This window comes from Ancylobacter koreensis, assembly GCF_023016525.1.
Taxonomy (GTDB): Bacteria; Pseudomonadota; Alphaproteobacteria; order Rhizobiales; family Xanthobacteraceae; genus Ancylobacter; species Ancylobacter koreensis.
Window position 1 is genome coordinate 467927 of the sequence record NZ_JALKCG010000002.1, and the last position, 13760, is coordinate 481686.

12 protein-coding genes are annotated in these 13760 nt (G+C 68.6%); 7 read left to right on the forward strand and 5 right to left on the reverse strand.

Annotation, left to right across the window (positions count from 1 at the left end; translation table 11 throughout):
• Positions 1-10: 10 nt before the first annotated feature.
• From MWN33_RS09275 to MWN33_RS09285, 3 genes are all read left to right on the forward strand, one after another.
• Positions 11-1006 carry a WD40 repeat domain-containing protein gene (locus MWN33_RS09275; RefSeq protein WP_247200199.1) on the forward strand — a complete coding sequence of 332 codons (996 nt, stop codon included), beginning with the start codon at positions 11-13 and terminating at the stop codon, positions 1004-1006.
• Positions 1007-1190: 184 nt separating this feature from the next.
• Positions 1191-4625, forward strand: a complete 3435-nt coding sequence (locus tag MWN33_RS09280) for an autotransporter family protein (RefSeq protein ID WP_247200200.1) — start codon at positions 1191-1193, stop codon at positions 4623-4625.
• Between the two features lie 120 nt (positions 4626-4745).
• Positions 4746-5486, forward strand: a complete 741-nt coding sequence (locus MWN33_RS09285) for an acetoacetate decarboxylase (RefSeq protein ID WP_247200201.1) — start codon at positions 4746-4748, stop codon at positions 5484-5486.
• Between the two features lie 142 nt (positions 5487-5628).
• On the opposite strand, the gene MWN33_RS09290 is transcribed toward MWN33_RS09285, so the two are convergent.
• The 3 genes from MWN33_RS09290 to MWN33_RS09300 form a co-directional block, all read right to left on the reverse strand.
• Entirely contained in the window at positions 5629-6591 is a 963-nt protein-coding gene (locus MWN33_RS09290; protein ID WP_247200202.1) for a nickel/cobalt transporter, read from the reverse strand.
• Positions 6588-7223 carry a DUF1007 family protein gene (locus MWN33_RS09295; protein ID WP_247200203.1) on the reverse strand — a complete coding sequence of 212 codons (636 nt, stop codon included), beginning with the start codon at positions 7221-7223 and terminating at the stop codon, positions 6588-6590. Before MWN33_RS09295 ends, MWN33_RS09290 begins: the two co-directional genes overlap by 4 nt.
• A 177-nt stretch (positions 7224-7400) precedes the next feature.
• The gene (locus MWN33_RS09300; RefSeq protein WP_247200204.1) at positions 7401-8438 is read right to left on the reverse strand and encodes an aspartate-semialdehyde dehydrogenase; all 1038 of its coding nucleotides are present in this window, start codon (positions 8436-8438) and stop codon (positions 7401-7403) included.
• Positions 8439-8619: 181 nt separating this feature from the next.
• Here MWN33_RS09300 and MWN33_RS09305 point away from each other — a divergent pair, with 181 nt between their 5' ends.
• The gene (locus MWN33_RS09305; protein WP_247200346.1) at positions 8620-8850 is read left to right on the forward strand and encodes an antitoxin MazE family protein; all 231 of its coding nucleotides are present in this window, start codon (positions 8620-8622) and stop codon (positions 8848-8850) included.
• Positions 8837-9160, forward strand: a complete 324-nt coding sequence (locus MWN33_RS09310) for a type II toxin-antitoxin system PemK/MazF family toxin (RefSeq protein WP_247200205.1) — start codon at positions 8837-8839, stop codon at positions 9158-9160. Before MWN33_RS09305 ends, MWN33_RS09310 begins: the two co-directional genes overlap by 14 nt.
• Before the next feature lie 7 nt (positions 9161-9167).
• On the opposite strand, the gene ispG is transcribed toward MWN33_RS09310, so the two are convergent.
• On the reverse strand, positions 9168-10490 hold the full coding sequence (ispG, locus tag MWN33_RS09315; protein WP_247200206.1) for a flavodoxin-dependent (E)-4-hydroxy-3-methylbut-2-enyl-diphosphate synthase: 1323 nt from the start codon (positions 10488-10490) through the stop codon (positions 9168-9170).
• Between the two features lie 100 nt (positions 10491-10590).
• Positions 10591-11142: a Fur family transcriptional regulator gene (locus tag MWN33_RS09320; protein ID WP_247200207.1), complete on the reverse strand. Its 552-nt coding sequence runs from the start codon at positions 11140-11142 to the stop codon at positions 10591-10593.
• A 185-nt stretch (positions 11143-11327) separates the two neighbouring features.
• Here MWN33_RS09320 and MWN33_RS09325 point away from each other — a divergent pair, with 185 nt between their 5' ends.
• Positions 11328-12107 carry a 3-hydroxybutyrate dehydrogenase gene (locus MWN33_RS09325; RefSeq protein WP_247200208.1) on the forward strand — a complete coding sequence of 260 codons (780 nt, stop codon included), beginning with the start codon at positions 11328-11330 and terminating at the stop codon, positions 12105-12107.
• A gap of 34 nt (positions 12108-12141) precedes the next feature.
• Positions 12142-13632 (forward strand): patatin-like phospholipase family protein, encoded by a 1491-nt coding sequence (locus tag MWN33_RS09330; protein ID WP_343312845.1) that lies wholly within the window; start codon positions 12142-12144, stop codon positions 13630-13632.
• Positions 13633-13760 lie beyond the last annotated feature (128 nt).

The window sequence follows — 13760 nt, forward strand, 5'->3', positions numbered from 1 at the left end:
CGTCGAGCCCATGGCCGCCCTGTCCTCCTCTCCCTCGTCCCTCACCTCGAAGCTGCGCCCGCTCGAACTCGGCGGCGGCGCGGTCGGCGTGCGCTTTCTCGGCGCCGTGCCCGCTTTCGCCCTCGGCAATGGCGAGGTGGTGCTGGCGGGCGAGGAGACGATGCGCCTGCGCGCGCATGACGGCGCGATCCTTTCGGTCTCCGGCGACGCGCGTCGGCTCGTCACCGGCGGCGATGACGGGCGCGTGGTCGCCACGCTCGGCGACGGCACCCACGAGACGCTGTTCGAGCAGAAGGGCCGCTGGATCGACCAGGTAGCGGCGGGGCCGGACGGCGCGGTCGCCTTCTCGGCCGGCAAGACGGCACATTTTCAGCCGAAGAAGGGCGAGCGAAAGTCGCTCGACCTGCCCTCGACGGTCGGCGGCCTCGCCTTCGCGCCAAAGGGCACGCGGCTCGCCGTCGCCCATTATGGTGGCGCCAGCCTGTGGTTTCCCAATGCGCAGGCCAAGCCGGAGGTGCTGGAATGGAAGGGCTCGCATCGCGGCGTGCTCTGGCACCCCGAGGCCCGCTTCCTCGTCACCACCATGCAGGAGCCGGCGCTGCACGGCTGGCGCCTGCCGGACGGCGCGCATATGCGCATGTCGGGCTATCCCTCGCGCGTGCGCTCCATGGAGTTCACCGTCGGCGGGCGCTATCTCGCCACCTCCGGCTCCGGCGAGGTGATCCTCTGGCCCTTCGCCAGCAAGGAAGGGCCGATGGGCAAGCAGCCGACCATGCTCGCCCCGCGCGACACCCGCGTCAGCGCGGTCGCCGCCCATCCGAAGGAGGAAGTCATCGCCTGCGGCTACGATGACGGGCTGGCGATGATGGTGCGCCTCTCCGACGGCGCGGAGATTCTGCTGCGCGCGCCGGACGGCCAGCCGGTGAGCGCCATCGCCTGGCGGGCGGATGGCGGAGCGGTCGCCATCGGCGGCGAGGGCGGGGCGGGCGGCGTCACCGTCTTCTGACGGTCCTGTAATACCATTATTCATTTCAATGGGTTGGCGGTGACCTGTGGTCGCCGTGCCACGCCGCGCGGAGGATTGCGCGGGCGCGCGGAGTTGCGTTCGCATACCGACGAATTGTCACCCGGCTGTCACCCGCCCTCGTTAGCGGGGGACCATCAGAATAATCGCCCGGGGACCATTGGTCATGCATCGCTATTTCTCGTCCACCAGCCGTCTGGCGCTGGTCGCTGCCGGCGCCGTCTTTGTGGCGCCCCTCGCCCTCACTTCCGGCGCCCGCGCCGATTCCTTCACCGTGCCGTCGGGCACGACCGAGACCGTGGCGCAGAGCGTTTCCGGAACGGATACCGGCCTGATCGCGCCGGGCGGGCTGCTCGACGTCAGCGGCACCGCCATCACCTGGAGCGCCCCGGCGACCGGCGAGGGCATCGTCCTGCGCAATGACGGCACCATCGAGAGCGGCAACCGCGCGCTCGACAGCGCTTCCAATGTCAGCGGCACGCTGACCCTGACCAACACCGGCACCATCACGTCCAGCGACGACACGGTGCGCCTCAACGGCGCCTTCGCCGACGGCCATCTCTCGGTGACCAACACCGGCACGATGATCTCGACCACCGGCCAGGTCTTCGATCTCAACAAGGCGACGGCCGAGAGCGCCCATGTCGAGATCGACAATCGCGGCACCATCACCGCGCTCGGCAACGACGCCATCCGCTTCGGCGGCGGCACCGTCGTGCTCACCAATTCGGGCACCATCCAGACGCTCGAAGGCGAGAGCCGCGCGCTGAAGTTCGACGATGACGGCATCATCGACACGCTGCAGTCCTTCACCCTGCTGAACAAGGCGGGCGGCAAGATCCTCGGCCAGGACGACGCCTTCAAGTTCGCCGCCGATTCCGACACGTCGGATGCGGTCATCAACATCGAGAATCACGGGCTGATCGACGGCGGCATCGGTCAGGCGCTCGACTTCGCCGACCTGACCTCGCCGAGCAACAGCATATCCATCCTCAATTACGGCACGCTCCAGTCCTCCACCGCCGACGGCATCCGTCCCGGCGCCGGCGCCATCGTGACCAATTACGGCCTCATCCAGTCGACCGACCTCACCAGCGACGGCGACGGCGTCGACTTCCAGGGCGCCGGCGGCACGGTCATCAACATGTCGACGGGCCAGATTCTCGGCGCCAAGCACGGCGTGACCGGCGACGGCGCCATCTCGGTGCTCAACAATGCGGGCGGGCAGATCGTCGGCCGCAACGGCTCGGGCATCAACGTCGACAGCACCGGCGCGACCGTCGTCGAGGTGGTCAACTACGGCACGATCCGCGGCGAGGTGACGGGTCTCCTCGACGATGACGGCACGGCCGACGGCACCCCGGACGGCGACGGCGACGGCGTGGATGTCGACGGGAGGGTGCTGCTGCACAATTACGGGCTGATCCAGGGCACCGGCGCGACCGGCACCAAGGACGGCGAGCCGAACACGGCGGACGGCATCGCCGCCGGCGGCGGCATCATCTACAACCACAAGGGCGGCGTGATCGAAGCCTTCGACAACTACCCCAATATCGATTCCGACGATGTCGGCCGCGCCATACTGATCGACGACAGCGCGCAAGGCCCGGCGCCCTTCGCGGCGCAGATCACCAATGAAGGCATCATCCGCTCCGACGGCACGGCGATCACCCTGATCGGCACGCAGGACGACACCATCGTGAATGCCGGCCTGATCCGCAGCGGCAGCGAGGTCGCGGTCGACATGGGCGGCGGCGACGACCGCTTCGTCTATGTCGCGGGCGGCGAGGTGGTCGGCCTCGTGCTCGGCAATGACGGGAACAACACCTTCGAACTCGCGGGCAAGGGCACGTTCGACCTGTCGCTGCTGGGCGACGGCGCGCAGTACCGCGACTTCAACACGCTGTTCGTCGGCGAGGGGGCCGATTTCACCGGCACGGGCGCGTCGGATTTCGACGGCGAAGTGGACGTTGAGGGCGAATTCGTGCTCAACGGCTCGCTCGAACAGGCCGGCGTCAACATCGGCAGCAGCGCGGCGCTCGGCGGCAACGCAACGGTCGGCGAGCTCACCGTCGGCGACGGCGGCGCGGTGACGCCGGGCAACTCCATCGGCACGGTGACGGTTGTCGGCACCGCGACCTTCGACGCGGGCTCGGTCTACGAGGTCGAACTGAACGGGCGGCGCTCCGACCAGATCGTCACCGACACGCTGACCCTCAATGGCGGCACGGTGGTGGTGACGCCGATCGGCCCGATCTATGACGGTGCGGTCTATGAGATCGTCTCGGCCACGTCGACGACCACGCCGGTGGCGCAGTTCGCGCTTCAGGACCCGAACTTCCTGTTCGCCGATGCCACGCTCGGCCGCGACGATGCCTCGGTGACGCTCTCCATCGCGCGCAACGACGTCGCCTTCGCCAGCCTCGCCCGCACCGCCAACCAGGCGGGCGTCGCCAACGCCATCGACCTTGCCAATGGCAGCCTGCTGGAAGGCAGGGTGCTCAGCGCCACGGCGGGGCAGGCGCAGGCGGTCAGCACCGGCTACGACCTGCTGTCGGGCGAGGTGCATGCCTCCATCGGCACCACGCTGTTCTACCAGTCCTCGCTCATCGCCGACACGCTGGCCGGCCGCCTGCGGCAGGCCTCGGCGGCCGGCGGCTCGACCGCTATGGCGGCGCTCGGCGGTGGCGGGCCGGTGACGGCCTATGCCGCCAAGGCGCCGGAGGCGACCAGCCCGTTCCCGGTCAAGGCCGCCCCGGCCGAGCCGGCGGGCCCGGTCTATGCGGCGTGGGCGCAGGGCTTCGGCCAGTGGAACTCGGCGGATGGCAATGGCAATTCCGCCAGCGTCGATTCCTCGCTCGGCGGCTTCCTCGCCGGCGGCGACTTCACCTCCAACAACGTCACCTTCGGTCTGGCGGCCGGCTACGCCTCCGCCAGCGCGGATGTCGACGACCGGCTGAGCAGCGCCGACGCCGACACGGTGATCATCGCCGCCTATGCCGGCGCCAGCTTCGACGCGCTGCGCCTGCGGGCCGGCGCGAGCTATGGCTGGAGCGACATCGACACCTCGCGCACCGTCTCCATGCTGAGCCTCGCGGAGAACCCGCTCGGCTCCTATGACGGCTCGACGGCGAATATCTTCGTCGAGGCCGGCTACGCGCTGGAGTTCGGCGGCTTCGCCTTCGAGCCCTTCGCGCAGATGGCGTGGAGCTGGATCGACACCGACAGCTTCAGCGAGACGGGCGCCTTCGCCAGCGGGCTCGTTTCCTCCGGCCTGTCCTATGACGTGCCCTATTCGACGCTGGGCGTGCGTCTCGCCACCAGCCTCGCCATGGGGAGCGCGACGGTGACGCCGCATGCCAGCCTCGCCTGGCGCCACGCCTATGGCGACGTCACGCCGGAGATCGGCATGAGCTTCGCCTCCACCGGCACCGCCTTCACCGTGGCGGGCGCTCCGGTTGCCGAGGACAGCTTCCTGCTGGGCGCGGGCATCGACATCGGCGTGAGCGAGAACCTGTCGCTGAACGTCGGTTATGAGGGCCAGTTCGCCAGCGACGTCGACACCAACGCGATCAAGGGCGGCCTGACCTACCGCTTCTGATCGGAGCAACGGCATGGGCCGAATCCGCCGCCTGGCGGGTTCGGCCCATCGGCCATGCACGCCGGCTCTACCGCATTGCGGCAGATAGGCTAGGCTGGCGCATCACAGGAGAAGGCCGCCATGAAGATCGAGGACGTTCGCCGCACCGCCTATTCCATGCCGCTGACGAACCCGTCCTATCCCAAGGGACCGTACAAGTTCTTCAACCGCGAGTTCTTCGTCATCACCTACCGCACCGACCCGGCGGCGCTGGAGAAGGTGGTGCCCGAGCCGCTCAAGGTGGTCGAGCCCATCGTGAAGTACGAGTTCATCCGCATGCCCGACTCTACCGGCTTCGGCGACTACACCGAGACCGGGCAGGTGATCCCGGTCGAGCTGAACGGCGTGAAGGGCGGCTACGTCCATTCCATGTATCTCGACGACGAGGCCCCCATCGCCGGCGGCCGCGAGCTGTGGGGCTTCCCCAAGAAGCTCGCCAAGACCCGCTTCGCGGTGGAGAGCGACACGCTGGTCGGCACGCTGCATTACGGCAGCGTGCTCTGCACCAGCGCCACCATGGGCTACAAGTACCAGGAGCTCGACAAGGACGCCCTGCACAAGTCGCTGCTGGGGCCGAACTGGATGATCAAGATCATCCCCCATGTCGACGGCACGGCGCGGGTGTGCGAGCTGGTCGAGTATTATCTCGAAGACCTCGTGGTGAAGGAGGCGTGGACCGGCCCGGCGGCGCTCGGCCTGTTCCCGCATGCTCTGGCGGACGTCGCCAAGCTGCCGGTGCTGGAGGTGATCTCCGCCGCCCATTTCCGCACCGACCTTACCCTCGGCCTCGGCAAGGTGGTCTACGACTATCTCGAGGACTGAGCTTCTTCAGGCCTCATCCCCAAAACGACGTCATCCCCGGGCCTGACCCGGGGATCCACGGCTTCGACGGAAGCGGCATGGCGGCCAAGGACGTGGATGGCCGGGTCAAGCCCGGCCATGACGGAATGCTGTCGGGGCACATTCACCCCAGCGTCAGCCGCTCGCTGACCATGAAGCCGGTCAGCAGCGCCATCCCGAAGGCGACGAGCGCCAGCGCGGCGAGGAATTCCACGCCGCGCAGCACCACTGCCCCGGTGGAGCCCGGCCGGTTGGCGGCGATCCGCACCGCCGTCCGCTTGGCGAAGACGGCGAGGGCGGCGACGGCGCTCACCGTCAGCGCCGTGCCCACGCCCATCAACAGGGCGGAGGCGGCGCCGACCCAGAAGATGCCCTGCGCTAAGGCGAAGACCAGCACGAGGATGGCGCCCGAGCAGGGACGCAGCCCGACCGACATCACCGCGCCCCACCACTCCCGCCAGCCGCCGCCCCTCGGCAAATCCTCCGGTCCCGGCATGTGGGCGTGGCCGTCGCCGCAGCCGCAATCCGGCCCGTGGACATGGGCCGGCACGCCACGCCACGCCGCGAGCAGCGCGCGGCCCTTCACGAAGGCGAGGCGCAGGCCGATCAGCACGATCAGCCCGTAGGCGGCGAGTTCGATGACGTAGACCGCCCGGCTCATCGCGGCGGCGGTGGCGCCGATCAGCGCGGCGAGCAGGCCTGCAACGAGGATGGCGGTGAGCGCTTGCGCGAAGGCGCTGGCGAAGGCGAGGCCGATGCCGCGCTTCAGCGTCGCCTCGTTGGCGAGCAGGTAGGAGGAGATCACCGCCTTGCCGTGGCCGGGTCCGGCGGCGTGGAACACGCCATAGGCAAAGGAGATGCCGCCGAGCAGGAACACGGCGTGGCCGTCCTGCTTCGAGGCACGCACGGCGGCGGTAAGCAGCCGGTAGAATTCCGCCTGCTTGGCGAGGATGAAGCCGGCAATGCCGCCGGTCTCCGCCGCGGCGGGCGGAGCGCCGACGCCGAACGGGCTCTGCGCGAAGGCAGGGTGGAGCGCCAGCGCTGCGGCCAGCAGCGCCAGCGCGCCGACGGCGAGCCGGCGGTTCACGAGCAGGTCACCGTGACGCGGTTGGCGAATTGCGAGCCGAACTCGCTCGCCGTGGTCAGCGCGTTGAAGAAGCTCTCCGACAGGGTGGAGGTCTGGGTGGCGGCGGGGTCGGGCCGGTGCAGGGTGAGCGCGCAGCCCTGCGCCGCGCCGGCCAGCGTCACCGGCGTCTCATCGGCGAGCTGGAAGGCGACGAAATAGGTGGGATCGTAGACGTCGAGGGTGAGCGCGCCCTTCTTCGCCGGCGGGTCGGCGAAGGGCAGGGTGAAGTGCAGCGTCAGCGCCGTGCCGTCATAGGTGAGCGAATAGTCCTTCGGCGGCAGGAAGGGGGAGCTTTGCTTGCCGCGCTTGGCATAGGTGAAATAGTCGAACTCCTTGAGGGAATCGATGTTCACCTGCGCCAGCTCCTTCAGCGTCGCCGCGCTCGGCTTGCCGTCCGGCGTTGTCTCCAGCCCCTGCAGCGCATAGGTCGAGAAGGCCTCGTCGAACTTCCAGTGGTGGCGCACGCCGGCGAGCTTTCCGTCCGGCGCATAGTCGAGTTCGGAGCGCACCTCGACCCAGACATGGGGATGCGCGAGAGCCGGGCCGGTGAGGGCGGCGAGCATGAAGGCCGCCGCCAGAAGGTGCCGAAGCATGGTCCGCCGCATCCTGTCCCTGTCGCGAGTCGCGCCGCGATGTGCGCACGATACGTGGCGTCGCACTTCGGCGGAAAGGTGACGCGCGCCGCGCAAACGACAACGGCCGCCCGAAGGCGGCCGTTTCTGATCTTCATGAAGGCGTGACGCCGGACGCGGTCCCCGCCCGCCGCCGGCTCACGCCGCCTTGGCGGACTTCGGCTGGATCAGCTTGCGGTTCACCAGCACTTCGGCGATCTGCACCGCGTTCAGCGCCGCGCCCTTGCGCAGATTGTCCGACACGCACCAGAAGGACAGGCCGTTCTCCACCGTCGCGTCCTCGCGGATGCGGGAGATGTAGGTGGCGTCCTCGCCGGCGGCCTCGTAGGGCGTGATGTAGCCGCCCGGCTCGCGCTTATCCACCACCAGCACGCCCGGCGCGTTGCGCAGGACCTCGGTGGCCTCCTCGGCGGTGATCGGGTTCTCGAACTCGACGTTCACCGCCTCGGAATGGGAGATAAACACCGGCACGCGCACGGCGGTGCAGGTGAGCTTGATCTTCGGGTCGAGAATCTTCTTCGTCTCGGCCATCACTTTCCACTCTTCCTTCGTGTAGCCGTCTTCCATGAAGACGTCGATGTGAGGAATGACGTTGAAGGCGATGCGCTTGGGGAACTTCTTGGCTTCCACCGGGTCCGACACGAAGACGGCGCGGGTCTGGGCGAACAGCTCGTCCATGGCGTCCTTGCCGGCGCCCGAGACCGACTGGTAGGTCGCCACCACGACGCGCTTGATCGTCGCCTTGTCGTGCAGCGGCTTGAGGGCCACGACGAGCTGGGCGGTCGAGCAGTTCGGGTTGGCGATGATGTTCTTCTTGGTGAAGCCCTTCACCGCGTCGGCGTTCACTTCCGGCACGATCAGCGGCACGTCGGAATCGTAGCGCCACGCCGAGGAATTATCGATCACCACGCAGCCCTGACGGCCGATCCTGGGCGACCATTCCTTGGAAATCTCGCCGCCGGCCGACATGAGACAGATGTCGGTGTCCGAGAAATCGTAGTTTTCCAGGGCTTTGACCTTGAGCGTGCGGTCGCCGAACGAGACCTCCGTCCCGACCGAACGGCGGGAGGCAAGCGCGACCACCTCGTCGGCGGGAAACCCGCGCTCGGAGAGGATGTCGAGCATTTCGCGGCCCACATTGCCCGTGGCACCGACGATGGCGACCTTGTAGCCCATGATCATTCTCCTGAAAGTCCTGCCATTCACAGGCTCGGACGAGCGCGGGCTTTTACGCGATAAGGCGCGCGAGGGCAATGCGGGGGAACATTGGAACTGCCCTGCGCCCTTGACCCTGCTCCCAGCCGTCCTATGTTACATGTAACAATTGAGATGAGGCATGGCCGCGAAAGGGCAGGGTATGGCGACTTCCGTTCGACAGCGCGTTCAGCGCCGCCGCGACACGCTGCGCGCCGCCGGGCTGCGGCCGGTGCAGATCTGGATTCCCGATACCCGACGGCCAGGTTTTGCGGAGGAGTGCCGTCGTCAGGCCAGCGTCGTTGCGGCCGCCGATGCGTCCGACAGGGATTTGCAGTCCTTTATGGACGCGGCGTGGGACGATCTGTTCGGGCCCGACAATGAGGCGCGGTGATCTTGTCGCGGTGTCCCTGCCGGGAGACTTCGGCAAGCCGCGACCGGGGCTGATCGTTCAGGCCGACGAGTTTGCCGATATCGCCAGCGTGACGGTGCTTCCGCTGTCATCGCTGCTGACAGATGCGCCGCTGGTCCGCCTCACAGTGCAGCCAACCTCGCTGAACGGGCTGCGCGAACCCTCCCAAGTCATGATCGACAAGGCGATGACTGTTCGTTGCGAGAAGGTCGGTCAACCGTTCGGCCGGCTCGAAGACGAGGCGATGCTGGCAGTCAACCGTTCGCTAGCGCTGTTTATCGGCTTCGGCTGATATCAAATCACTCCGCCGCATCCACACCGGCCGCCGGCGCCGGCGCTCCGCCCACCCCGAACCGCCGCGCGACATAGTCCTCGACGATCTTCTTGAAATCGTCGCGCAGACTGGGGCCGCGCAGGGTCATCGCCTTCTTGCCGTCGAGATAGACCGGCGCGGTGGGAAACTCGCCGGTGCCGGGCAGCGAGATGCCGATGTCGGCGTGCTTCGACTCGCCCGGCCCGTTCACGATGCAGCCCATCACAGCGACGTTGAGCGTCTCGACGCCGGGATAGCGCTTCTTCCACTCGGGCATGGAGGTGCGAATGAAGTCCTGCACCTCGAAGGCGAGCTCCTGGAAGGTGGTGGAGGTGGTGCGCCCGCAGCCGGGGCAGGCGGCGACCAGCGGCACGAAGGTGCGCAGGCCCATGGTCTGCAGCATCTCCTGCGCCACCGTGACTTCGCGGGTGCGGTCGCCATTCGGCTCGGGGGTGAGCGAGACGCGGATGGTGTCGCCGATGCCCTGCTGGAGCAGCACGCCCATGGCGGTGGACGAGGCGACGATGCCCTTCGAGCCCATGCCGGCTTCGGTCAGGCCCAGATGCAGCGCGTAGTCGGCGCGGCGGGCCAGCTCGGCATAGACGGTGATCAGGTCCTGCACCGCCGAGACCTTGGCGGAGAGGATGATCTTGTCGCGCGGCAGGCCGATCTCCTCGGCCAGCGCCGCCGAGAGCAGGGCCGAGCGCACCAGCGCCTCGCGCGTCACCGAGCGGGCGTCGGCGGGGCGCGGCAGGGCGGCGTTCTCATCCATCAGCCGGGTGAGCAACTCGTCGTCGAGCGAGCCCCAGTTGGCGCCGATGCGCACCGGCTTGCCGTGGCGGATGGCGGCCTCGACGATGGTGGTGAAATGGCGGTCGCGCTTCTGGCCGAAGCCCACATTGCCGGGATTGATACGGTATTTGTCGAGCGCTGCCGCGCAGTCCGGGTATTTCGTCAGCAGCAGGTGGCCGTTGTAGTGGAAGTCGCCGACGATGGGAGTATCGAGCCCCATCTTCGCCAGCCGCTCCTTGATCGCGGGCACCGCAAGGGCGGATTCCTCGCGATCGACCGTGATGCGCACGATCTCCGAGCCAGCGCGGGCGAGCTGGGCGATCTGCCGCGCGGTCGCCTCGGCGTCGGCAGTGTCGGTGTTGGTCATCGACTGCACGACGACCGGGGTGCCGCCGCCGACGATGACGGAGCCGACCCTGACGGCGACGGTCAGCCGGCGCGGCGCGGGGCCGGCGGCCTCCAGCTCGGGCGCGACGATGGGGGCGGGGGCGGAAACGTCCGGGGCGGAAAGGTCCATGGCGATCACAGTCCGGCGGCGAGGGGAGGCGGGCGGCCGGTCCGGTCCGCGTTCGGCTCGGTGCGGGCTTGAAAGGGGTTAAGCCGGTGCCGGGCCGGCGTCAACGGGCCGGCACCGGAGCGGCGGCTCGCGCGGGCTCCGCCGCCTGCGCCGCCCGGCATTTCGCGCAGGTGCCGGCGATCTCGATCACCGGCGTGCGCGGGGTGAAGCCGGCGGCGCGCGTCGCCCAGGCGAGGTCGCGGCCGATGGCGTGCGAGGCGACTTCGTCGGTCAGTCCGCAGCCCTCGCAGATCAGGAACACGATCACGTCATCGCCGGCATGGTCGCGCCCGCAGGCGATGTAGGCGTTGCGGCTCTCGATGCGGTGGGCGAGGCCTTCCGAGACAAGGAAGTCGAGCGCGCGATAGACCGACATCGGCGGCGGCTTGTCGCCGGAGCTGCCGAGGCGCTCCACCAGCTCATAGGCACCCAGCGGCACGTGGCTGTCGGCAAGCCCTTCCAGCACGCGCCGGCGCAGCGGGGTCAGCCGCGCGCCGCGCTCGCCGCAGGACGCTTCCGCCCGCGCCAGCGCACCCGCGACGCAGGCACTGTGGTCGTGGTCGTGAACCCGACCGTGAGCTTGGTCGCTGTCGTGGCTGTGCCCGGCTGTCATGGCGCCATCTTAACCCGAGGCGTAAGGATGGGGAAACCGCCCGGACGCTTCCGTGTGCGGTGCAGCGATAAGTGCTTTGCACGACATAACGGCGTGCTAGCCTAGCCTATGTGGGAAGTCGAACGGCACGGCGCGAGGCCCGCACGGGGGCGCCGGGCACCATCTCAGTCGCAGGAGCCTCCTCGATGCCTAAGGGAAAGAACGCCGTCATCACCGGTTCGACCAGCGGAATCGGCCTCGCCATCGCGCGCGGCCTGGCGGCCGACGGCACCAATGTCACGCTGAACGGCTTCGGCGACGCCGCCGCCATCGAGAAGGAGCGTGCGGCCATCGAGAGCGAATTCGGCGTGAAGGCGATCTATGTCGCCGCAGACCTCACCAAGGCGGCCGACAATGCCGCGCTGATCAAGACTGCCGAGGAGCAGCTCGGTTCGGTCGACATCCTCGTCAACAATGCCGGCGTGCAGTTCGTCTCGCCGATCGAGGATTTCCCGGACGAGAAATGGGACCTCATCATCGCGTTGAATCTCTCCGCCGCCTTCCACGCCACCAAGGCCGCCGTGCCGGGCATGAAGGCGCGCAAATGGGGCCGCATCATCAACACCGCCTCGGCGCATGCGCTGGTCGCCTCGCCCTTCAAGTCGGCCTATGTCGCCGCCAAGCACGGCATTGCCGGCCTGACCAAGACGGTGGCGCTGGAGACGGCGACCTTCGGCATCACCTGCAACGCCATCTGCCCCGGCTATGTCTGGACGCCGCTCGTCGAGAAGCAGATTCCCGACACCGCCAAGGCGCGCGGCATCTCCGAGGACGAGGTGAAGGATTTCCTGCTGGCGGAGCAGCCGACCAAGCAGTTCGTCACCGTCGAGCAGGTGGCGGCGCTCGCCGTGTTCCTCGCCGGCGAGACGCAGAGCTCGATCACCGGCGCCCTGCACCAGATCGATGGCGGCTGGGTCGCCCAGTAAGCCCGCAGCCCGTGTAGAGTTCCGGAGGCGCCGAGTGGCCGAGACCCCGAAGAAGCCGGCGCGGCGCCCCCGCGCCAAGACGAACGAGACCACGACCAGCGAGACCACGACGCGCGCGACGCCGGCGGCGGAGAGTTCCGCGCTGGCGGCCGACGTCGCGCCGAAGCCCGCGCCGGCCGCCGAACCGGCCGAAACGAGCAAGGCCGCAAAGCCGGCGCCGGCCGGAAAGGCTCCGGCCCGCACGGCGTCGGCGAAAGTTGCGCCGGCCGGGGAAGCGTCCGCCAAGGCAACGTCCGCCAAGGCGGCTTCCACCAAGGCAACGGCTTCCACCAAGGCCGCGTCGGCCAAGCCTTCCGCCGAGCCGGTTTCGGCGTCGGATGAGGCGAAGGCGGAAGCGGCGGCCGGCGCGCTCGCCACGCCCACCGGCACCGCGGAGGTCAAGCGCGAGGTGCATCCCGAGCCGCCGCATGCGGGCGCCAAGGCGTCGGGGCCGGTTCTCAAGCCGCTGAACCTTGCCCTCCAGGGCGGCGGCGCGCATGGCGCCTTCACCTGGGGCGTGCTTGACCGGCTGCTGGAAGACGGCCGCATCGCCATCGAAGGCATTTCCGGCACCAGCGCCGGGGCGATGAACGCGGCGGTGCTGGCCACGGGGCTGGCGCGCGGCGGCAACGAGGGCGGGCGCGAGGCGTTGAACCGCTACTGGCGCGCCGTCTCCAAGGACGGGCGCACCAGCCCGCTCCAGCGCACGCTGCTCGACCGGCTGCTCGGCAACTGGTCGCTCAACGCCAATCCGAGCTACATCGCCTTCGACATGATGAGCCGGTTCCTGTCGCCCTACGACTTCAACCCGCTCAACATCAATCCGCTGATGGAGCTGATCGAGGAGCATGTCGACTTCGAGGCGCTGCAGTCCTGCCGCCACGTCCATGTCTTCATTTCGGCCACCAACGTGCACACCGGCAAGGCGCGCGTCTTCGCCAAGCACGAACTGACCGCGCAGGCGATCATGGCTTCGGCCTGCCTGCCCTTCATGTTCCAGGCGGTGGAGATCGACGGCGTGCCCTACTGGGACGGCGGCTATATGGGCAACCCCGCGCTGTACCCGTTCTACAACGCGGTGAAGACCGACGACATCCTGCTGGTGCAGATCAACCCCATCATCCGTCGCGAGACGCCGAAGACGGCGCGCGACATCAACAACCGGATGAACGAGATCACCTTCAACGCCTCGCTGCTGGCGCAGCTGCGCGCCGCCGAATTCGTCACGCGCCTGCTCAGGCACGGCAGCCTGAAGAAGAAGGGCGACGGGATCGACGGCTATCGCGACCTGCGCCTGCACCGCATCGACGGCGCCGACAAGCTGATCGCGCTCGATTCCTCGACCAAGATGAACGCGGAGTGGGAGTTCCTGCTCTATCTCCACGCCATCGGCCGCGAGGCGGCGCAGAGCTTCCTCGACACGCATTTCGATTCCATCGGCGTGCGCTCGACGCTCGACGTGCACGAGGAACTGAGCCGGGGCTGAGCGCGGTCGGCGCGCGGCCGGCTCCTGTAACGCCGTCATGGCCGGGCTTGACCCGGACATCCACGTCTTCGGCCGGGCGCGGGCGGCACGTCGTGGATCCCCGGATCAAGTCCGGGGATGACGGCGGC

Excerpts from the sequence above, each read along its gene's own strand:
- MWN33_RS09295 (WP_247200203.1), bottom strand. The coding sequence starts at position 7,223 with ATGCTTCGGCACCTTCTGGCGGCGGCCTTCATGCTCGCCGCCCTCACC.
- MWN33_RS09280 (WP_247200200.1), top strand. The coding sequence starts at position 1,191 with ATGCATCGCTATTTCTCGTCCACCAGCCGTCTGGCGCTGGTCGCTGCC.
- MWN33_RS09320 (WP_247200207.1), bottom strand. The coding sequence starts at position 11,142 with ATGACAGCCGGGCACAGCCACGACAGCGACCAAGCTCACGGTCGGGTT.
- MWN33_RS09300 (WP_247200204.1), bottom strand. The coding sequence starts at position 8,438 with ATGGGCTACAAGGTCGCCATCGTCGGTGCCACGGGCAATGTGGGCCGC.
- MWN33_RS09275 (WP_247200199.1), top strand. The coding sequence starts at position 11 with ATGGCCGCCCTGTCCTCCTCTCCCTCGTCCCTCACCTCGAAGCTGCGC.
- MWN33_RS09305 (WP_247200346.1), top strand. The coding sequence starts at position 8,620 with ATGGCGACTTCCGTTCGACAGCGCGTTCAGCGCCGCCGCGACACGCTG.
- MWN33_RS09310 (WP_247200205.1), top strand. The coding sequence starts at position 8,837 with ATGAGGCGCGGTGATCTTGTCGCGGTGTCCCTGCCGGGAGACTTCGGC.
- MWN33_RS09285 (WP_247200201.1), top strand. The coding sequence starts at position 4,746 with ATGAAGATCGAGGACGTTCGCCGCACCGCCTATTCCATGCCGCTGACG.
- ispG (WP_247200206.1), bottom strand. The coding sequence starts at position 10,490 with ATGGACCTTTCCGCCCCGGACGTTTCCGCCCCCGCCCCCATCGTCGCG.
- MWN33_RS09325 (WP_247200208.1), top strand. The coding sequence starts at position 11,328 with ATGCCTAAGGGAAAGAACGCCGTCATCACCGGTTCGACCAGCGGAATC.